Genomic DNA, 20,700 nt, shown 5'->3' with positions numbered 1-20,700 from the left:
GCGGGCCGTCCCCCTCTCGTGAACAGGGCGCCGTCGGCGCCCTTTCTTTTTGGCCTGCCCGCGGCCCCGCTTGAGCGGGCCCAAGAACACAGGCCCGCGGGATCGCTCCAGCGGGCCTGTGGGAGGGCACCGGCGGCTGGCGCCGGTGTCGTGGCGGCTCAGGCGGCGGAGGTCAGATCCACTGCCCGCCGTGGTTGTTGCGGCGCAGTTCTTCCTCCTCGGCCAGCTTGCGGTCCACCGCCGCGAGGTGGGCATCGGGCGGCGTGCCGGTCTTGGCGGCGTCGTGCACCGGTTCCGTGGCGCCCGCCAGCAGCGGGGTGGTCGCGGGTGCCAGCACGTCGTGCAGGGACACGGTCGGCTTGTCGTCGTGCGTCGTCTGCGGCTGAACGTCCTTGGCGAACCAGACGTCCGCCATCTGGTGCTGCTTGCCGTCGGTGGTCGTGTAGCTCGACACCAGCCCCACCAGGTTGCCGTTGTCGATCGCGCCGTTCTTGGTGGCGTTCAGGTCCAGCGAGGCGATGCCGATCTCGTCCAGCGTCTTCAGCTCTCCCGCGTCGGTCTTGCCGTCGTGGTTGCCGTCCACCCAGACCTTCAGCTCCTTCCAGTGGGCATCGTGCGAGTCGATCTTGCCGTCGTGGTTGGTGTCCTCGGCGGCGAGGGCCACGTAGCCGTCCGTCGCACGCTTGCCGTTGGCCAGGATGGTGCCCATGCCGAACAGCTCGCTGCCGTTGTTGATGACGCCGTCATGGTTGCGGTCCATCACCAGCAGGCCGTCGCTGCCGGCCACCCAGCCGACCTTGTGGGTCTGGCCGGTGCCCAGCAGGTCGAAGTTGACCCCGTTGGCTGCTGCCAGCGTGTTCACCCCGTGGCCGTCCAGGTCGAGGGCGATCGGCGTCACTGCGTAGTAGGCGTTGAGCTGCGCCGCGCTCAGCTCAGCGGCGGCCGTGGTGGACAGCGCCTCGAGCTGCGTCATCGACATCGACGAGATGCTCTGCGTGGTCAGGCTGTGGATCTGATCCGACGTGATCGCATGGATCTGGTCGGTGGTCATCGCAGCGGCCTGGGCCGTGGTCAGCGCGCCGATCTGGGCCTCGCGCAGCTGGCTGATTTCCGCCGTCGTCAGCGCCTGCCACTGGTCGGTGGTCAGGGCGCGGACGCCGGCCGTCGTCAGGGCCCGCAGGTCATCGCTTTCCAGCTTGCTGATCTGCAGCGTCGACAGGTTGGACAGCTGGGCCGTCGTCATCACCGAGAACTGGCTGGCCGTGAAGGCGTTGAGCTGGCCGGTCGACAGATCGTGCATTTGATCGGTCGTCAGCAGCTGGACCTTCGCACCCAGGCCGGTGAGCTGGCCCGCCGTGAGCACGCCGAGCTGGTCGCTGGTCAGCGATTGCAGCGAGGCGGCACCCATGGCGCGCAGGTCGTCGGACTCGATCGCCTTGATCTGGTCAGTCGACAGCGCATGCACCGAGACCGAGGACAGCGCGGCGACCTGGGACGAGGTCAGCGCCACCATGTCGGCGGTGGTGAAGCCCTTGATCTGGTCGCTGTTCAGCGTTGCGATCTGCGCCGTGGTCATGACCTGCACCGCATCGGTGGTGAAGGCCTTGACCTGGTCGGAGTTCAGCCCCTGCAGCGCGCCAGTGGTGATGGCGCGAACGTCGGCCGTCTCCAGGTTGCGCATCTGGGCGGTGGTCAGCGCCGCGATCTGGTCGGAGTTGATCGCCGCGTACTGGCCCGTCGTCAGGGCCACCAGGTTGGCGGTTGTCAGGTTCTGCAGTTGGTCCGACGTGAGCACGCGAACCTGGCCGGTGCTGAGCTGGCTCATCTCGGCCGTGGTCAGCGAGTTCAGGTTGCTGGTGGTCAGCGCCTGGACCTGGTCCGTCGTCAGGCCCACGACCTGGCTGCTGGACAGCGACTGCAGCTGATTGGTGGTCAGCGCATTGAGCTGGTCAGTGTTCAGCGAGCGGATGTTGGCCGTGGTGAGGGCCTTGATGTCACCCGTCTCGATCGCGCGCAGCTGGTCGGTGTTGAGCGACGAGACCTGGTCGCTGCGCAGGGCGGCGACCTGGCTCGAGGTCAGGGCGACGGCGCCGGCCGTCGTCAGGCCCTTGAGCTGGTCGGTGCTCAGCGTGGCCACCTGGCCGGTCGTCAGCACGCCGACGGCGTCGGTCGTCAGGGCCTTGACCTGGTCGGAGTTCAGGCCCTGCAGGGCAGCCGTGGCGATGGCGCGCACGTCAGCCGTCTCCAGGTTGCGAACCTGGGCGGTGGTCAGGGCCGCGGTCTGATCGGAGGTCAGCGCGGCGTACTGGGCCGTGCCCATCGCCACCAGGTTGGCCGTGGTGAGGTTCTGCAGCTGGTCGGTGGTCAGCACCCGCACCTGGGCCGTGCCGAACTGGCTCATTTCAGCCGTGGTCAGCGAGTTCAGGTTGCTGGTGGTCAGGGCCTTGACCTGGTCGGACGTCAGCGCCACGACCTGGCTGCTCGACAGCGACTGCAGCTGGTTGGTGGTCAGCGCGTTGAGCTGGTCGGTGTTCAGCGCACGGATGTCGGCCGTGGTCAGCGCCTTGATGTCGCCGGTCTCGATGGCACGCAGCTGGTCGGTGTTCAGCGAGGCCACTTGATCCGACTTGAGCGCGGCGACCTGGGCCGAGGTCAGGGCCACCATGTCACCGGTGGTCAGACCCTTGAGCTGGTCGGTGTTCAGCGCGGCGACCTGGGCTGTCGTCATGCCGGCAACGGCGTCCGTCGTCAGCGCCTTGATCTGGTCGGAGTTCAGGCCTTGCAGCGCGGCGGTCGTGATGGCCTTGACGTCGGCCGTCTCCAGGTTGCGCACTTGCGCCGTGGTCATGGCCGCGAGCTGGTCGGAGTTCATCGCCGCGTACTGGCCGGTGGTCAGTGCCACCAGGTTGGCCGTGGTCAGGTTCTTCACCTGGTCACTGGTCAGCGCCTGGATCTGGGCGGTGGTGAGCTTGGAGACCTGGTCGGACGTCAGCACATTCAGGTTGCTGGTCGTCAGGCCACTGACCTGCGGCACGGTCGTCAGCGCGGCTAGTTGGGCCGAGGTGAGCGACTGCAGCTGAGCGCTGGTCAGCACGTTGACCTGGTCGGAGTTCAGTGCGCGCAGGTCGGCCGTGGTCAGCGCCTTCACGTCCACCGTCTCGATGGCGCGCAGCTGGTCGCTGTTCAGCGAGGCGACCTGATCGGACTTGAGCGCCGCGACCTGGGCCGTGGTCAGGGCCACGACGCCACCGGTCGTCATGCCCTTGAGCTGGTCGGTGGTCAGCGCGGCGACCTGCGCGGTGGTCATGCCGGCGATGGCATCCGTGGTCAGCGCCTTGATCTGGTCGGAGTTCAGACCCTGCAGGGCGGCCGTGGAGATGGCGCGCACGTCGGCCGTCTCCAGGTTGCGCATCTGCGCGGTCGTCAGCGCGGCCGTCTGGTCAGAGTTGAGCGCCGCGTACTGGCCGGTCGTCATCGCGACGAGGTTGGCCGTGGTGAGGTTGTGCAGCTGGTCGCTGGTCAGCACGCGCACCTGGGCGGTGGCGAGCTGGCTCATTTCAGCCGTGGTCAGCGAGTTCAGGTTGCCGGTGGTCAGGCTCTGCACCTGGTCGGTGGTCAGCGCCACGATCTGGCTGCTGGACAGCGACTGCAGCTGGTTGGTGGTCAGCGCATTGAGCTGGTCGGTGTTCAGGGCCTTGATGTCCGCGGTGGTCAGGGCCTTGACGTCACCGGTCTCGATGGCGCGCAACTGGTCGGTGTTGAGGGACGCGACCTGGTCAGACTTCAACGAGGCGACCTGGGCCGAGGTCAGGGCCACCATGTCGCCGGTGGTCATGCCCTTGAGCTGGTCGGTCGTCAACGCGGCGACCTGGGCCGTCGTCATGGCGGCCACGCCGTCGGTGGTGAGGGCCTTGATCTGGTCGGAGTTCAGGCCTTGCAGCGCAGCCGTCGTGACCGCACGCACGTCGGCCGTCTCCAGCTTGCTCACCTGCGCGGTGGTCAGCGCCGCCAGCTGGTCCGAGCTCATCGCCGCGTACTGGCCGGTGGTCAGCGCCACGAGGTTGCCCGTGGTGAGGTTTTGCAGCTGGTCGCTGGTCAGCGACTTGATCTGGGCCGTGGTCAGGCGCGTGACCTGGTCGGTGGTCAGCACGTTGAGGTTGCTGGTCGTCAGGCCGCTGACCTGCGGCACGGTCGTCAGCGCGGCGAGTTGGGCCGAGGTGAGCGACTGCAGCTGGGCGCTGGTCAGGCTGTTGACCTGGTCAGAGCTCAGGGCGCGCAGGTCGGCCGTGGTCAGCGCCTTCACGTCGATGGTCTCGATCGCGCGCAGCTGGTCGGTGTTCAGCGACGAGGCCTGGTCCGACTTCAGCGCCGCGACCTGGGCGGTGGTCAGGGCCACCACGCCGGCCGTGGTCAGGCCCTTGAGCTGGTCGGTGGTCAGTGCGGCGACCTGGGCCGTCGTCATCGCGGCCACGGCATCCGTCGTCAGGGCCTTGATCTGGTCGGAGTTCAGGCCTTGCAGGGCGGTGGTCGAGATGGCCTTGACGTCCGCAGTCTCCAGGTTGCGCACCTGGGCGGTGGTGAGTGCCGCCGTCTGGTCGGAGTTCAGCGCCGCGTATTGCGCCGTGCCCATCGCCACGAGGTTGGCGGTCGTGAGGTTCTGGAGCTGGTCGCTGGTCAGCACGCGCACCTGGGCGGTGGCGAACTGGCTCATTTCGGCCGTGGTCAGCGCATTGAGGTTGCTGGTCGTCAGCGACTGGACCTGGTCGGTCGTCAGCGCCTGGACCTGGCTGCTGGACAGCGACTGCAGCTGGTTGGTCGTCAGCGCGTTGAGCTGGTCGGTGTTCAGCGCCTTGATGTCGGCAGTCGTCAGGGCCTTGACGTCGCCGGTCTCGATGGCGCGCAGCTGGTCCGTGTTCAGCGCGGCGACCTGGGAGGACTTGAGCGCGGCCACCTGGGCCGAGGTCAGGGCCACCATGTCGCCCGTGGTCAGGCCCTTGAGCTGATCGGTGTTCAGCGCGGCCACCTGGGCGGTGGTCATTGCGGCCACGCCATCGGTGGTCAGCGCCTTGACCTGATCGGAATTCAGGCCTTGCAGGGCAGCGGTCGTGATGGCCTTGACGTCAGCCGTTTCCAGGTTGCGCACCTGGGCCGTGGTCAGCGCGGCGAGCTGGTCGGAGTTCATCGCCGCGTATTGGCCGGTGGTCAGCGCCACCAGGTTGCCCGTCGTGAGGTTCTGCAGCTGGTCGCTGGTCAGGGCCTGGATCTGGGCGGTGGTGAGCTTGGAGACCTGGTCGGTCGTCAGCACGTTGAGGTTGCTGGTCGTCAGGCCGCTGACCTGCGGCACGGTCGTCAGCGCGGCGAGTTGGGCCGAGGTGAGCGACTGCAGCTGGGCGCTGGTCAGGCTGTTGACCTGGTCAGAGCTCAGGGCGCGCAGGTCGGCCGTGGTCAGCGCCCTCACGTCCACCGTCTCGATGGCGCGCAGTTGGTCGGTGTTCAGGGACGATGCCTGGTCCGACTTCAGCGCCGCGACCTGCGCGGTGGTCAGGGCCACCACGCCGGCCGTGGTCAGGCCCTTGAGCTGATCGGTGTTCAGCGAGCTGACCTGGCCGGTGGTCATCGCGGCCACGCCGTCGGTCGTCAGGGCCTTGACCTGGTCGGAGTTCAGGCCTTGCAGGGCGTTGGTCGTGACCGCGCGCACATCGGCCGTCTCCAGGTTGCGCACCTGGGCGGTGGTCAGCGCGGCGACCTGGTCGGAGTTCAGCGCGGCGAACTGGCCGGTGCTCAGGGCCACCAGGTTGCCGGTGGTCAGGTTGTGCACCTGGTCGGTCGTCAGCACGCGCACCTGGGCGGTGCTGAGCTGGCTCATCTCGGCCGTGGTCAGCGAGTTCAGGTTGCCGGTGGTGAGCGACTGCACCTGGTCGGTCGTCAGCGCCTGGACCTGGCTGCTGGACAGGGACTGCAGCTGGTTGGTGGTCAGTGCGTTGAGCTGGTCCGTGTTGAGCGCCTTGATGTCACCGGTGGTCAGGGCCTTGATGTCACCGGTCTCGATGGCGCGGAGCTGGTCGGTGTTCAAGGACGCGACCTGGTCGGACTTGAGCGCGGCGACCTGGCCCGAGGTCAGGGCCACCATGTCGGCGGTGGTCAGGCCCTTGAGCTGGTCGGTGTTCAGCGCGGCGACCTGGGCGGTCGTCATGGCGGCGATGGCGTCGGTCGTCAGCGCCTTGACCTGGTCGGAGTTCAGGCCTTGCAGCGCGGCGGTGGAAATGGCGCGCACGTCGGCCGTTTCCAGGTTGCGCATCTGGGCCGTGGTGAGGGCGGACGTCTGGTCGGACGTGAGCGCCGCGTACTGGGCCGTGCCCAGGGCCACGAGGTTGCCCGTGGTCAGGTTCTGCAGCTGGTCGCTGGTCAGCACGCGCACCTGGGCGGTAGCGAGCTGGCTCATTTCAGCCGTGGTCAGCGCGTTCAGGTTGCCGGTTGTGAGCGACTGCACCTGATCGGTCGTCAGCGCCTGGACCTGGCTGCTGGACAGCGATTGCAGCTGGTTGGTGGTCAGGGCGTTGAGCTGGTCGGTGTTCAGCGCCTTGATGTCACCGGTGGTCAACGACTTCACGTCGCCGGTTTCGATGGCGCGCAGCTGGTCGGTGTTCAGGGACGCGACCTGGCTGGACTTCATCGCCGCGACCTGGGCCGAGGTCAGGGCCACCATGTCGCCGGTGGTCATGCCCTTGAGCTGGTCGGTGTTCAGCGACGACACCTGGCCGGTGGTCAGCGCCACGATGCCGTCGGTGGTGATGGCCTTGACCTGGTCGGAGTTCAGCCCTTGCAGCGCGGTCGTGTTGATGGCGCGCACGTCCGCCGTCTCCAGGCTGCGCACCTGGGCGGTGGTCAGCGCGGCAAGCTGGTCGGAGTTCATGGCCGCGTACTGGCCGGTCGTCAGCGCCACCAGGTTGGCGGTGGTCAGGTTCTTCAGCTGATCGCTGGTCAGCGACTGGATCTGCGCCGTGGTCAGGCGGGCGATCTGGTCGGTCGTCAGCACGTTCAGGTTGCCGGTGGTCAGGTTGCTGACCTGAGGCACGGTCGTCAGCGCGGCGACCTGGGCCGAGGTCAGTGCCTGCAGCTGGGCGCTGGTCAGGCTGTTGACCTGGTCGGAGCTCAGCGCGCGCAGGTCGGCCGTGGTCAGAGCCTTCACGTCCACGGTCTCTATGGCGCGCAGCTGGTCGGTGTTCAGCGAGGCAGCCTGGTCGGACTTCAGCGCGGCGACCTGGGCGGTGGTCAGGGCCACCACGCCGGCCGTGGTCAGGCCCTTGAGCTGGTCGGTCGTCAGGTTGGCGACCTGGGCGGTCGTCATGGCGGCCACGCCGTCGGTGGTCAGCGCCTTGACCTGGTCGGAGTTCAGGCCTTGCAGGGCGCCGGTGGAGATGGCGCGCACGTCAGCCGTCTCCAGGTTGCGCACCTGGGCGGTGGTCAGCGCGGCAGTCTGGTCGGAGTTGAGCGCGGCGTACTGGCCGGTCGTCAGCGCCACCAGGTTGCCGGTGGTGAGGTTCTGCAGCTGATCGCTGGTCAGCACGCGCACTTGTGCCGTGCTGAGCTGGCTCATCTCGGCCGTGGTCAGCGCATTCAGGTTGCCGGTGGTCAGGGCCTGGACCTGGTCGGTCGTCAGCGCGCCCACCTGGGCGCTGGACAGCGACTGCAGCTGGTTGGTCGTCAGGGCGTTGATCTGGTCAGTGCTCAGCGCCCGGATGGTGGCGGTCGTCAGGGCCTTGATGTCGCCCGTCTCGATGGCGCGCAGCTGGTCGGTGTTGAGGGACGCGACCTGGTCGGACTTGAGCGCGGCGACCTGGGCCGAGGTCAGGGCCACCATGTCACCGGTGGTCATGCCCTTGAGCTGGTCGGTGTTCAGCGTGCCGACCTGGGCCGTGGTCATGGCCACGATGGCGTCGGTGGCCAGCGCCTTGACCTGGTCGGAGTTCAGGCCTTGCAGGGCGGCCGTGGAGATGGCGCGCACATCGGCGGTCTCCAGGTTGCGCATCTGCGCGGTGGTGAGGGCGGCGGTCTGGTCGGAGGTGAGGGCGGCGTACTGGCCGGTGCTCAGCGCCACCAGGTTGCCGGTGGTGAGGTTCTGGAGCTGATCGCTGGTGAGCACCCGGACTTGAGCCGTGCTGAGCTGGCTCATTTCGGCCGTGGTCAGCGAGTTCAGGTTGCCGGTGGTCAGGGCCTTGACCTGGTCGGACGTGAGCGCCGTCACCTGCGCGCTGGACAGCGATTGCAGCTGGTTGGTCGTCAGCGCGTTGACCTGGTCGGTGTTCAGCGCACGGATGTTGGCTGTCGTCAGGGCCTTGATGTCGCCGGTTTCGATGGCGCGCAGCTGGTCGGTATTCAGCGAGGCGAGCTGGTCCGACTTGATGGCCGCCACCTGGGCCGAGCTGAGGGCCACCATGTCGCCGGTGGTCATGCCCTTGAGCTGGTCGGTGGTCAGGGCGGCGACCTGGCCGGTGGTCAGGGCGGCCACGGTGTCCGTCGTCAGCGCCTTGACCTGGTCGGAGTTCAGGCCCTGGATGGCTGCGGTGGAGATGGCCTTGAGGTCGGCGGTCTCCAGATTGCGCATCTGGGCGGTGGTCAGCGCCGCGACCTGGTCGGAGGTCAGGGCGGCGTACTGGCCGGTGGTCATGGCCACGAGGTTGGCCGTGGTGAGGTTCTGCAGCTGGTCGCTGGTCAGCACCCGGACCTGGCCGCTCGTCAGCTGGCCCATTTCGGCGGTCGTCAGCGCGTTGAGGTTGCCGGTCTTCAGCGCCTGGACCTGGTCCGTCGTCAGCGCGGCGACCTGACTGCTGGCCAGGGCCTGGAGCTGGGCGGTGGTCAGGTTGTTGATCTGGTCGGTGTCCAGGGCCTTGATGTCGCCCGTGGTCAGCGCCTTGATGTCAGCGGTTTCGATGGCGCGCAGCTGGTCGCTGTTCAGCGAGGCCACCTGGCTGGACTTCATCGCGGCGATCTGCGCCGAGGTCAGCGCCACCATGCCGGCGGTGCTCAGGCCCTTGAGCTGGTCGGTCGACAGGTTGGCGACCTGGCCTGTGCTCAGCGCGCCGATACCGTCGGTGGTCAGGGCCTTGACCTGGTCGGAGTTCAGGCCCTGCAGGGCAGCGGTCGAAATGGCGCGGACGTCCGCCGTTTCCAGGTTGCGGACCTGGGCGGTGGTCAGCGCGGCGAGCTGGTCGGAGTTCAGCGCGGCGTACTGGCCGGTGCTCAGGGCCACCAGGTTGCCGGTGGTGAGGTTCTGCAGCTGGTCGCTGGTCAGCACGCGCACCTGGCCGGTGGTGAGCTGACTCATCTCACCCGTGGTGAGCGCGTTCAGGTTGCTGGTCTTCAGGGCCTGGACCTGGTCGGTCGTCAGCGACGCGACCTGGCTGCTGGCCAGGGCCTGCAGCTGGGCGGTGGTGAGGTTGTTGAGCTGGTCAGTGTCGAGCGCGCGGATGTTGGCGGTGGTGAGCGCCTTGATGTCGCCGGTCTCGATCGCGCGAAGTTGGTCGGTGTTCAGCGAGGCCACCTGGCCTGACTTGAGCGCCGCCACCTGAGCCGAGCTGAGCGCCACCATGTCCGCGGTGGTCATGCCCTTGAGTTGGTCGGTGTTCAGCACGCTGACCTGGCCGGTGCTCAACGCGACGACGGCATCGGTGGTGAGCGCCTTGACCTGGTCGGAGTTCAGGCCTTGCAGGGCGGCCGTCGTGATGGCACGGATGTCCGCCGTTTCAAGGCTGCGGATCTGGCTGGTCTTGAGAGCCCCGATCTGGTCGGAGTTCAGCACCGCGTACTGGCCCGTGCCCAGGGCCACGAGGTTGGCGGTGGTGAGGTTCTGCAACTGATCGCTGGTCAGCACGCGCACCTGGCCGGTGGCGAACTGGCTCATGCTGGCAGTCGTCAGCGAATTCAGGTTGCCGGTGCTCAGGGCCTGGACCTGGTCGGTCGTCAGGGCGGTGATCTGGCTGCTGATCAGGGACTGCAGCTGGTTGGTGGTCAGGGCATTGAGCTGGTCGGTGTCCAGCGCACGGACGCTGGCCGTGGTCAGCGCCTTGATGTCACCCGTCTCGATGGCGCGGAGCTGGTCGGTGTTCAGCGAGGCCAGCTGGTTGGACTTGAGTGCCGCCACCTGGGCCGAGGTCAGGGCGACCATGTCGGCGGTGGTCATGCCCTTGAGCTGGTCGGTCGACAGCACCGCCACCTGGTTGGTATTAAGCGCCCCGATCTGGTCCGTCGTCAGCGCCTTGACGTTGTCGGATGCCAGGCCCTGGATGGCCGTCGTGCTCAGCGAACGCAGATCCTGCGTCTCGAAGGCGCGGATCTGGGCTGTGCCGAGCGCGGCAATCCCGTCTGAACTGATGACGGCAGCCTGCGCCGTCGTCAGGGCTGCGATCTGGTCCGTCTTGAACGCGGCCCAATCCTCCGTCGTGAAGTCCCGGATCGTCGTGGTGCTCAGACCAGGGATCTTGGAAGCGGGAATCAGGGGGACGATGGTTGCCATGGCAATCTCACAGGCTGCAATTGGGGCGCCGCCGCGGGTGAGGCGGCGACTCGGGGGCCCGGGTCGTGGCCGGCGCGCGCACGAGACGCATGCGCAGCGGCCAGGTCACGACCATGACCTTCAGTCGGTTATCGGGCAGGGTCGGCTTGACTTTAGGAAACTGCAAAAAAATGTTTCCCGGCCACCGGCCATGCACCCCTGGGGTTGCCAAATCCGTCACGAACGACCGGTTGCAAGGTGAACGTGGCGGGCATGGAAAACCCAGGTCAGCCGATGCTAAGGACGCATCCCGCGTCCGGAACATGGATAACCGCGGGCTTTCGGGCGCAGTTCACGCCGCCTGCGGCTGGGTTCAGCTGACGGGGCGGGTGGCGGCGAGGCCGTTCCGGAAATGGGCGGCCATCAGGGCTCGGGCGCCATCGCCATCGCGGCGCAGCAAGGCGGCCAGCATCGCGCGGTGCTCGTCCAGCGATTCGCTCAGCCGCCCCTCGCGGAACAGGGAGTGGTGGCGGTTGAGCTTCATCAGCCGGCGCAGGTCGCCGACGATCTGCTGGCGCCAGCGGTTGCCGTCCATCTCCAGCAGCCGCAGATGAAACCGTTCGTTGGCCGCAAAGAAGCGGTCGCGGTCGGGCAGGGCGTCTTCCAGCGCCTGATGCAGCGCGCGCAACTCGGCCAGATCATCGTCTGACGCCTGGCTGGCCACGATGGCGGCCGCGTCGCTTTCAAGCAGGGACAGCAGCTGGTAGGCCTCTGCCACGTCGCGCTCGCTCATCTCGGTGACGTAGGCGCCGCGGCGCAGCTTCATCGTCACCAGGCCTTCGGCGGCCAGCACCTTCAGGGCTTCTCGCAACGGGGTGCGGCTGATGCCCAGCTCGCCGCACAGCTTCAGCTCGTCGATCCAGCTGCCAGGCTCCAACTCCCGCGCCAGGATGCGCTGGCGCAGGCGGTCGGCGACCTGTTCGTACAGGGCGGTCGAGGCAAGCGGGGCGTCGGCGGTGAGGGCGGGCATGGTCGCGTGGCGGGCGGCGGTGTCAGCTCAGTGTACAGATTTTGAATTCATAATTATGAATCACCGCTCGGCTAAGATGCCGCGCCGTTACAGGAGAGTTTCGATGTCGGACGCCCACCGGACCGGGGATGCCCCGGAGTTCAAGACCGCCACGCTGGAGCAATGGGCGAAGGCCGCCGCCAAATCCGCGCCTGGCGGTGACGTCTCGGCGCTGAACTGGGTGACGCCGGAAGGGCTGACGGTCAAGCCGCTCTATACCGCCGCCGACACGGCCGGGCTGCCCCATACCGACACGTTGCCAGGCTTCGAGCCGTTCTTGCGCGGCCCGCAAGCCACGATGTATGCCGCCCGGCCCTGGACGATTCGGCAGTACGCGGGCTTCTCGACCGCCGAGGAGAGCAATGCCTTCTACCGCAAGGCGCTCGCCGCCGGAGCACAGGGCGTGTCGGTCGCGTTCGACCTGGCCACTCACCGCGGCTACGACAGCGACCACCCCCGCGTGACCGGTGACGTCGGCAAGGCCGGCGTGGCCATCGACTCGGTGGAGGACATGAAGATCCTGTTCGACGGCATCCCGCTGGACAAGGTCTCGGTCTCCATGACGATGAACGGGGCCGTGCTGCCGGTGCTGGCCGGCTACGTGGTGGCGGCTGAAGAGCAGGGCGTCGGCCAGGATCAACTGGCCGGGACCATCCAGAACGACATCCTCAAGGAGTTCATGGTCCGCAACACCTACATCTACCCGCCGGAGCCGTCGATGCGCATCGTCGGCGACATCATCGAGTACACCGCGCGGGCGATGCCCAAGTTCAACTCGATCAGCATCTCCGGCTATCACATGCAGGAGGCGGGCGCCAACCAGGCGCTGGAGCTGGCCTTCACGCTGGCCGACGGTCAGGAGTATGTGCGTACCGCGATGACCAAGGGCCTGAGCGTCGACGACTTCGCGCCGCGCCTGAGCTTCTTCTGGGCGATCGGGATGAACTTCTATCTCGAGATCGCCAAAATGCGGGCCGCGCGTCTGCTGTGGTGCCGCATCATGAAGGAGTTCGGCGCCACCAACCCCAAGAGCCTGATGCTGCGCACCCACTGCCAGACCTCCGGCTGGAGCCTGACCGAGCAGGACCCCTACAACAACGTGGTGCGCACCACCATCGAGGCCATGGCGGCGGTGTTCGGCGGCACGCAGAGCCTGCACACCAATTCGCTGGACGAGGCCATCGCGCTGCCCACCGAGTTCAGCGCCCGCATCGCGCGCAACACCCAGCTCATCATCCAGGAAGAGACCCACATCACCAGCGTCGTCGACCCCTGGGCCGGCAGCTACATGATGGAAAAGCTGACGCAGGACATGGCCGACAAGGCCTGGTCCATCATCGAGGAGGTGAACGCCCAGGGCGGCATGATCAAGGCGGTCGACTCGGGCTGGGCCAAGCTCAAGATCGAGGCGAGCGCGGCCGAGAAGCAGGCCCGCATCGACTCCGGCGCCGACGTCATCGTGGGCGTCAACAAATACAAGCTGGCCAAGGAAGACCCGGTCGAGATCCTGGAGGTCGACAACGTCAAGGTGCGCGAGGCGCAGATCGAGCGCCTGAAGCACATCAAGGCCACCCGCAACACCGAAGCCGTGCAGACGGCCCTGGGCGCGCTCACCCGCGCTGCCGAGAACGGCGAGGGCAATCTGCTGGAACTCAGCATCGAAGCGATGCGCCTGCGCGCGACCGTGGGCGAGGTGTCCGACGCGCTCGAAGCCGTGTTCGGCCGCCACCGCGCTGACACGCACAAGGTCAGTGGTGTCTATGCCGCGGCGTACGACTCGGCTGAAGGCTGGGCCAAGCTGCAGGCCGAGATCGCCGCCTTCGCCGACGCCCAGGGCCGCCGCCCGCGGGTGATGATCGCCAAGCTCGGCCAGGACGGCCACGACCGCGGCGCCAAGGTGGTCGCCACCGCCTTCGCCGACCTCGGCTTTGACGTTGACATCGGGCCGCTCTTTCAGACGCCCGAGGAATGCGCCCGCCAGGCCATTGAGAACGACGTGCACGCCGTGGGCGTGTCTACGCTCGCGGCCGGCCACAAGACCCTGGTGCCAGCCATCATTGCCGAGCTCAAGAAGCAGGGCGCCGACGACATCATCGTGTTCGTCGGCGGCGTGATCCCGCAGCAGGACTATGGCTTCCTGTATGAGGCCGGCGTGAAAGGCATCTATGGCCCGGGCACGCCCATCCCGGCCAGCGCCAAGGACGTGCTGGAGCAGATTCGCGCCCAGGTCGCGGGCGCGGCCGGAGTGGCGGCTTGAACCTGACGCTCGCGCCCGTCGTCGACGGCGACTTCGAAGCCATGCTCGCGCTGCGCATCGAGGCGCTGCGCGAGAGCCTCACGCGGCTCGGCCGCTTCAACCCCGAGGTGGCCCGGGCGCGGCTGCGGGCGCAGTTCCACCCCGCGTGGATGCAGCACCTCGTTTTGGGCGGCGAACGCGTCGGCTACTTCACTGTCGAGCCGCGGGAGGGCGAGCTGCGGCTTCACCACCTCTACCTCGCGCCCGCCGCACAAGGACAGGGCATCGGCGCCTGGGTGATCGACAAGCTCAAGGCGCGCGGCCTGCCCATCTCGCTGGCGGCCCTGCGGGAAAGCCGGGCCAATGACTTCTACCGCCGTCACGGCTTCCGCGCCGTGGAGGAGCAGGACTTCGACATCGAATACCGCTGGGAGCCGATCGCATGAGCGATCTGGCCCAGCGCCTCCAGTCCGGCGAGCGCCGCGCGCTGGCCAAGGCCATCACGTTGATCGAGTCGACCCGCGCCGACCACCGCGAGCAGGCCGACGCGCTGCTGACAGGCCTGATGCCCGCCACCGGCCATGCGCTGCGCCTGGGCATCTCCGGCGTGCCCGGCGTGGGCAAGAGCACCTTCATCGAGGCGCTGGGCGTCTTCTTGCTGGCGCAGGGGCACCGCGTGGCGGTGCTGACCATCGACCCGTCCAGCAGTGTGTCCGGCGGCGCCATCCTCGGCGACAAGACGCGCATGGAGCGGCTCTCCATGGACACGCGGGCCTTCATCCGCCCGAGCCCCAGCAGCGGCACGCTGGGCGGCGTGGCCGAGAAGACGCGCGAGGCGATGCTGCTGTGCGAGGCGGCGGGCTACGACGTCGTCATCGTCGAGACCGTGGGCGTGGGCCAGAGCGAAACCGCGGTAGCCGGCATGACCGACCTGTACGTGCTGCTTCAACTGCCCAATGCGGGTGATGATCTTCAGGCGATCAAGAAGGGCGTCATGGAGCTCGCCGATCTGGTGGTCATCAACAAGGCTGATCTCGATGCCGCCGCCGCCACCCGCGCCCAGGCCCAGATCACCTCGGCCCTGCGCCTGCTGCCCACGCATGCGCAAACGGTGCAGCGCGTGCTGCAGGTCAGCGCATTGAAGGCGGACGGCATCGCGCCGCTGTGGGCCGCCGTCACGGCGCTGCGCGACGATCGCGAGGCCAGCGGTGCCTGGGCCGCCAAGCGCCGTGAGCAGGCGCTGGCCTGGATGTGGGAGCGTATCCAGGCCGGGCTGCGCCAGGCTTTCACCGCCCACCCGGCCGTGCAGACGGCCTTGGCAACCAGCACCACCGCGGTCCGCGAGGGGCGCATCCCTGCCTCGACGGCCGCCCGCCAGTTGCTGGCCCTGTTCAGGAGTACCCCATGATCACCGGCCTGCATCACATCAACCTGCGCGCGCCGGCCGAGTTGCTGGCCGTGCTGCGTGACTTCTACCGCGACGTGCTCGGCCTGGAGGTCGGGCCCCGGCCCGATTTCGGCACCGCCGGTTTCTGGCTCTACGCCGGCGGGCACCCGGTGCTGCACCTGTCCACCCAGCGGCCCGACGAAGTGCCCCGTGGCCCGGTCGATCCGGCCGCGCCGAGCACCTACGACCACACCGCCTTTGCCGGCACCGACCCCGAGGCCACGGCCGAGCGGCTGCGCTCACACGGCGTGCGCTTCCACGAATCGCGCTCGGCCGTCACCGGCCAGCACCAGTTCTTCCTCCAGGATCCCGCCGGCAACGGCGTGGAGATCAATTTCCCGTTCTGACGAAAGCGTCCACACCATGCAAGACATCCTGCAAGCCCTGGAAGCCAAGCGCGCCCTCGCACGCCTGGGCGGTGGCGAGAAGCGCATCGCCGCCCAGCACGCCAAGGGCAAGCTCACCGCCCGCGAGCGGCTGGAACTGCTGTTCGACGAAGGCAGCTTCGAGGAATGGGACATGTTCGTCGAGCACCGCTGCGTGGACTTCGGCATGGCCGACAACAAGATCCCGGGCGACGGCGTCGTGACCGGCTACGGCATGATCAACGGCCGCCTGGCCTTCGCCTTCAGCCAGGACTTCACCGTCTTCGGCGGCGCTTTGAGCGAAGCCCACGCCGAGAAGATCTGCAAGGTGATGGACCAGGCCATGAAGGTCGGCGCCCCGGTCATCGGCCTGAACGACTCGGGCGGTGCGCGCATCCAGGAGGGTGTCGCCTCGCTGGGCGGCTATGCCGATGTGTTCCAGAAGAACGTGCTGGCCTCGGGCGTGATTCCGCAGATCAGCATGATCATGGGCCCGTGTGCCGGCGGCGCGGTGTATTCGCCCGCCATGACCGACTTCATCTTCATGGTGAAGGACAGCAGCTACATGTTCGTCACCGGCCCCGAGGTCGTGAAGACCGTGACGCACGAGGAAGTGACCGCCGAAGAGCTCGGCGGTGCGCTGACCCACAACACCAAGAGCGGCGTGGCCGACCTGGCCTTCGAGAACGACGTGGAAGCGCTGCTGATGCTGCGCCGCTTCTTCAACTACCTGCCGCTGTCCAACCGCGAGAAGGCGCCGGTGCGCCCGAGCGGCGACCCGGCCAGCCGACTGGACCTGTCGTTGGACACGCTCGTGCCCGACAACCCCAACAAGCCCTATGACATCAAGGAGCTGATCCTGAAGGTCGTGGACGACGGCGACTTCTTCGAACTGCAGCCCGACTACGCCAAGAACATCGTCACCGGCTTCGCCCGCATGGAGGGGCAGACCGTGGGCATCGTCGCCAACCAGCCGCTGGTGCTGGCGGGCTGCCTGGACATCAAGAGCAGCATCAAGGCCGCACGCTTCGTGCGCTTCTGCGATGCCTTCCACATCCCGGTCATCACCTTCGTCGACGTGCCCGGCTTCATGCCCGGTACCTCGCAGGAGTACGGCGGCATCATCAAGCACGGCGCCAAGCTGCTCTACGCCTACGCCGAGGCAACCGTCCCGAAGATCACCGTCATCACCCGCAAGGCCTACGGCGGCGCGTATGACGTGATGGCCTCCAAGCACCTGCGCGGCGATGTGAACTTCGCCTGGCCGAACGCCGAGATCGCGGTGATGGGCGCCAAGGGCGCGGTGGAGATCATCTTCCGCGAGGACAAGAAGGACCCGGCCAAGCTGGCCGAGCGCGAGGCCGAGTACAAGGCCCGCTTCGCCAACCCCTTCGTGGCGGGCGCGCGTGGCTTCATCGACGACGTCATCCAGCCGCACGAGACGCGCAAGCGCATCTGCCGGTCGCTGGCGATGCTCAAGGACAAGAAGCTCGAGAACCCGTGGCGCAAGCACGGCAATATCCCGCTGTAACGCCATGGCCAAGGCGACCTGTGCCGCTGAAGCGAAGCGGCTTACCGACATCCCGAACATCGGCAAGGCGGCTGCGGCCGACCTGATCGCGCTGGGCTTTCCGACACCGGCTGACGTGAAGGGGATGGACCCGCTGCAGGCCTACGACCGACTGCGCGACGCGCAGGGCCGCCTGCACGACCCCTGCGTGCTCGACACCTTCATGGCCGCGCACGACTTCATGAACGGCGGGCCTGCCCAGCCGTGGTGGAACTTCACCGAGCAGCGCAAGCGGCTGCTGGGTTCAACGACTTAAGAGGCCTCCCATGTTCAAGAAGATCCTGATCGCCAACCGCGGTGAAATCGCCTGCCGCGTCATCGCCACCGCCCGCAAGATGGGCATCGCGACCGTTGCTGTCTACTCCGAGGCCGACAAGGACGCGCGCCACGTGGCCCTGGCCGACGAGGCCGTGCTGCTCGGCCCCGCGCCGTCGCGCGAGAGCTACCTTGTGGCCGACAAGATCATTGCCGCCTGCAAGCAGACCGGCGCCCAGGCCCTGCATCCGGGCTATGGCTTCCTGAGCGAGAACGAGGACTTCGCCCGCCGCTGCGAGGAAGAGGGCATCGCCTTCATCGGCCCCAAGCACTACAGCATCGCGGCCATGGGCGACAAGATCGCTTCCAAGAAGCTCGCCAACGAGGCCAAGGTCAGCACCATCCCAGGCCACAACGAGCCCATCCTGACGCCCGACGAGGCAGTCAGCATCGCCCAGCGCATTGGCTACCCGGTCATGATCAAGGCCAGTGCGGGCGGCGGCGGCAAGGGCTTGCGCGTCGCGTTCAACGACAAGGAATGTTTCGAGGGCTTCACGTCGTGCCGCAACGAGGCGCGCAACAGCTTCGGCGACGACCGCGTCTTCATGGAGAAGTTCGTCGAGCAGCCGCGCCACATCGAGATCCAGGTGCTGGGTGACTCGCAGGGCAACGTCGTCTACTTGCACGAGCGCGAGTGCTCCATCCAGCGCCGCCACCAGAAGGTGATCGAGGAGGCGCCGTCGCCCTTCATCAGCGAAGCCACGCGCAAAGCCATGGGCGAGCAGGCCGTGGCGCTGGCCAAGGCGGTGAGGTACCAGAGCGCAGGCACGGTGGAGTTTGTCGTCGGCAAGGACCAGGACTTCTACTTCCTGGAGATGAACACCCGCCTGCAGGTGGAGCACCCCGTGACGGAGTGCATCACGGGGCTGGACCTGGTGGAGCAGATGATCCGCGTGGCGGCAGGCGAGCCGCTCGGCTTCACCCAGGCCGACATCAAGCGCGACGGCTGGGCCATCGAGTGCCGCATCAATGCGGAAGACCCCTTCCGCAACTTCCTGCCGTCCACCGGCCGCCTGGTGCGCTACCAGCCGCCGGAGGCGACGATGGTGCAGGCCGAGCCCAGCCGCTTCGGCGTGCGCGTGGACACCGGCGTGTACGAAGGCGGCGAGATCCCGATGTTCTACGACTCGATGATCGCCAAGCTCATCGTGCACGGGAAGGACCGTGCGGAGGCCATCGCCAAGATGCGCGAGGCGCTCAACGGCTTTGTCATCCGCGGCGTGTCCAGCAACATCCCCTTCCAGGCGGCGCTGCTGGCACACCCGGACTTCGGCACCGGCAACTTCAACACCGGCTTTATTGCGCAGCACTACGCTGGCGGCTTCCGCGCGGAAGACGTGCCGCACGACGATCCCTTGTTCCTCGTGGCCCTGGCCGGCTTCATCCGCCGCAAGGCGCGCGAGCGCGAGGCCGGCATCAGCGGCCAGCTGCCGGGCCATGAGGTGCAGATCGAGCATGACTACGTGGCCGTCGTGAACCTGGGGGCGGGCCAGAGCGAACGCCATGCGCTGCACATCAGCGAGTTCGCCGGCGCGCTGGGTGAGGCCTTGGTGAAGGTCGGCGACCGGGCCTACCGCATCGTCTCGCGCTCGCGACTGAACGATGTGCGCATCACCGGCACGGTCAACGGCCAGCCTTTCACGGCCCAGGCCGAGCGCGGCACGGCCAAGAACCCGCTGGCCTACCGCATCCAGCACGGGGGGCGCTCCATGGAGCTGACCGTGCTGAGCCCGCGCGCGGCCGAGTTGCAGGCGCTGATGCCCTACAAGGCGCCGCCCGACACCTCCAAGCTGCTGCTGTCGCCCATGCCGGGCTTGCTGGTGCATCTGGCGGCGCAGGTCGGCCAGACCGTGCAGGCCGGTGAGCGTTTGGCCGTCATCGAGGCGATGAAGATGGAGAACATCCTGTCCGCCGTGCAGGACGTGACCGTCGCCGAGATCCTGGCCAAGCCGGGCGAGAGCCTGTCGGTGGACCAGCCCATCTTGCGGTTTGCCTGAGTCCGTCGCCATCGTTGGCGCCGGCGTGGCCGGCGCGGCGGCGGCCATCCGGCTCGCTGAGCGCGGGATGGCGGTCGACCTGTACGAGGCCGTGCCCCAGCCGCGCCCCATCGGCGCGGGCCTGCTGCTGCAGCCCACGGGCCAGCGCGTGCTGGCCGCCATGGGCCTGCTGGACGAAGCGCTGGCGCTGGGCACGCGCGTGGACCGGCTCTTCGGTGACACGCCGGCAGGTCGTGCGGTGCTTGACATGAGCTACCGCCGCTTCCAGGCGGATGCCTACGGTCTGGGCATCCAGCGCGGCGCCTTGATGGGGCTGTTGTGGTCGCGCCTGCAGACGCTGGGCGTGCGCTGGCGGTGCGGCATGGCGGTCGATGGTTTCACGCAGGATGCGGGTGGCGTGACGGTGCAGTTGGCCGGCGGCGCCACGGCCCGGCATGACGCCCTCATCCTCGCCAACGGCAGCTTCTCGCGCTTGCGCGAGGGCCTGCGGGTGCCGCAGCAGGTGCGGCCGTTCCCGTGGGGCGCGGTGTGGACGGTGCTGCCAGCGCCTGACGGGTTTCCTCAGATCGAGCTGCGCCAGCGCTTCCGGGCGGCGTCGCAGATGCTCGGACTCATGCCGGTGGGCCGGGCGTCTCACGACGATCCGGCGCGCGGTATCAACCTGTTCTGGAGCCTGCCGGTGGCGGCACTCGACGGCTGGGCCACGCGCATCGGGCTGGCACCGCTGAAGCGCCAGATGACGGACCTGTTCCCCGACGTGGCGCCGCTGCTGGCCGGCCTGACCGAGCCGTCTCAGCTTCGCGAAGCCCGCTACGCCGACGTGTGGATGCAGCGTTGGCACGACGGCCGCGTGCTGGCCATCGGTGACTGTGCCCACGGCATGAGCCCGCAGCTGGGGCAGGGTGCCAACATGGCCTTGATCGACGCGCACGAGCTGTCAGCGGAACTGGGCTCCGACGCTGGGCGCGACTGGCCCGCTGTCTTTGCGCGCTACACGCGCCGCCGCCGCGCCCACCTGCGTTTCTACGGCCAGGCCAGCAAGGGCCTCACGCCCATGTTCCAGTCCCACGCCGTCGTCGCGCCTTGGCTGCGTGACCGCTTTTTCGGCTGGGGCGGCCGCCTGCCCTACATCCATCAACAATCCATCGCCACCCTGGCTGGCTACAAGACCGGCTGGCTCTGGGGGCGGCTCAAACTCTGAGGATGATT

Annotated in this window: 10 protein-coding genes; 8 read left to right on the top strand and 2 right to left on the bottom strand. The window is 67.9% G+C overall.

The features are described from left to right. Window positions 1-172 precede the first annotated feature (172 nt). Window positions 173-10,513 carry a hypothetical protein gene (locus CDO81_RS02050; RefSeq protein WP_088481482.1) on the bottom strand — a complete coding sequence of 3,447 codons (10,341 nt, stop codon included), beginning with the start codon at window positions 10,511-10,513 and terminating at the stop codon, window positions 173-175. Window positions 10,514-10,865: 352 nt separating this feature from the next. Continuing rightward, window positions 10,866-11,522, bottom strand: a complete 657-nt coding sequence (locus CDO81_RS02045; RefSeq protein ID WP_088481481.1) for a GntR family transcriptional regulator — start codon at window positions 11,520-11,522, stop codon at window positions 10,866-10,868. Between the two features lie 103 nt (window positions 11,523-11,625). Between CDO81_RS02045 and scpA the strand changes: the two genes are divergently transcribed. From scpA to CDO81_RS02005, 8 genes are read left to right on the top strand one after another with little or no spacing between them, the layout of a single operon-like run. Beyond that, window positions 11,626-13,818: a methylmalonyl-CoA mutase gene (gene scpA, locus CDO81_RS02040; RefSeq protein ID WP_088481480.1), complete on the top strand. Its 2,193-nt coding sequence runs from the start codon at window positions 11,626-11,628 to the stop codon at window positions 13,816-13,818. Continuing rightward, complete coding sequence (locus CDO81_RS02035) at window positions 13,815-14,243, top strand: GNAT family N-acetyltransferase (RefSeq protein ID WP_241516811.1); 429 nt, start codon at window positions 13,815-13,817, stop codon at window positions 14,241-14,243. Before scpA ends, CDO81_RS02035 begins: the two co-directional genes overlap by 4 nt. Continuing rightward, on the top strand, window positions 14,240-15,205 hold the full coding sequence (meaB, locus tag CDO81_RS02030; RefSeq protein WP_088481479.1) for a methylmalonyl Co-A mutase-associated GTPase MeaB: 966 nt from the start codon (window positions 14,240-14,242) through the stop codon (window positions 15,203-15,205). Before CDO81_RS02035 ends, meaB begins: the two co-directional genes overlap by 4 nt. Further along, window positions 15,202-15,591: a VOC family protein gene (locus tag CDO81_RS02025; RefSeq protein ID WP_088481478.1), complete on the top strand. Its 390-nt coding sequence runs from the start codon at window positions 15,202-15,204 to the stop codon at window positions 15,589-15,591. The genes meaB and CDO81_RS02025 overlap by 4 nt, the downstream gene beginning before the upstream one ends. 16 nt (window positions 15,592-15,607) lie before the next feature. Further along, on the top strand, window positions 15,608-17,140 hold the full coding sequence (locus CDO81_RS02020) for an acyl-CoA carboxylase subunit beta (RefSeq protein WP_088481477.1): 1,533 nt from the start codon (window positions 15,608-15,610) through the stop codon (window positions 17,138-17,140). 4 nt (window positions 17,141-17,144) lie between these two features. Continuing rightward, on the top strand, window positions 17,145-17,435 hold the full coding sequence (locus CDO81_RS02015) for a helix-hairpin-helix domain-containing protein (protein WP_088481476.1): 291 nt from the start codon (window positions 17,145-17,147) through the stop codon (window positions 17,433-17,435). A gap of 10 nt (window positions 17,436-17,445) precedes the next feature. Beyond that, entirely contained in the window at window positions 17,446-19,491 is a 2,046-nt protein-coding gene (gene accC / locus CDO81_RS02010) for an acetyl-CoA carboxylase biotin carboxylase subunit (protein WP_088481475.1), read from the top strand. Next, a complete protein-coding gene (locus CDO81_RS02005) occupies window positions 19,484-20,692 on the top strand; it encodes an FAD-dependent oxidoreductase (protein ID WP_088481474.1) in 1,209 nt (402 codons plus the stop codon). Before accC ends, CDO81_RS02005 begins: the two co-directional genes overlap by 8 nt. Window positions 20,693-20,700 lie beyond the last annotated feature (8 nt).

The organism is Roseateles puraquae, from assembly GCF_002205845.1.
GTDB lineage: Bacteria > Pseudomonadota > Gammaproteobacteria > Burkholderiales > Burkholderiaceae_C > Pelomonas > Pelomonas puraquae.
Note: the sequence above shows the minus strand (reverse complement) of the source record. Positions and strands in the feature narration are given on the sequence as shown.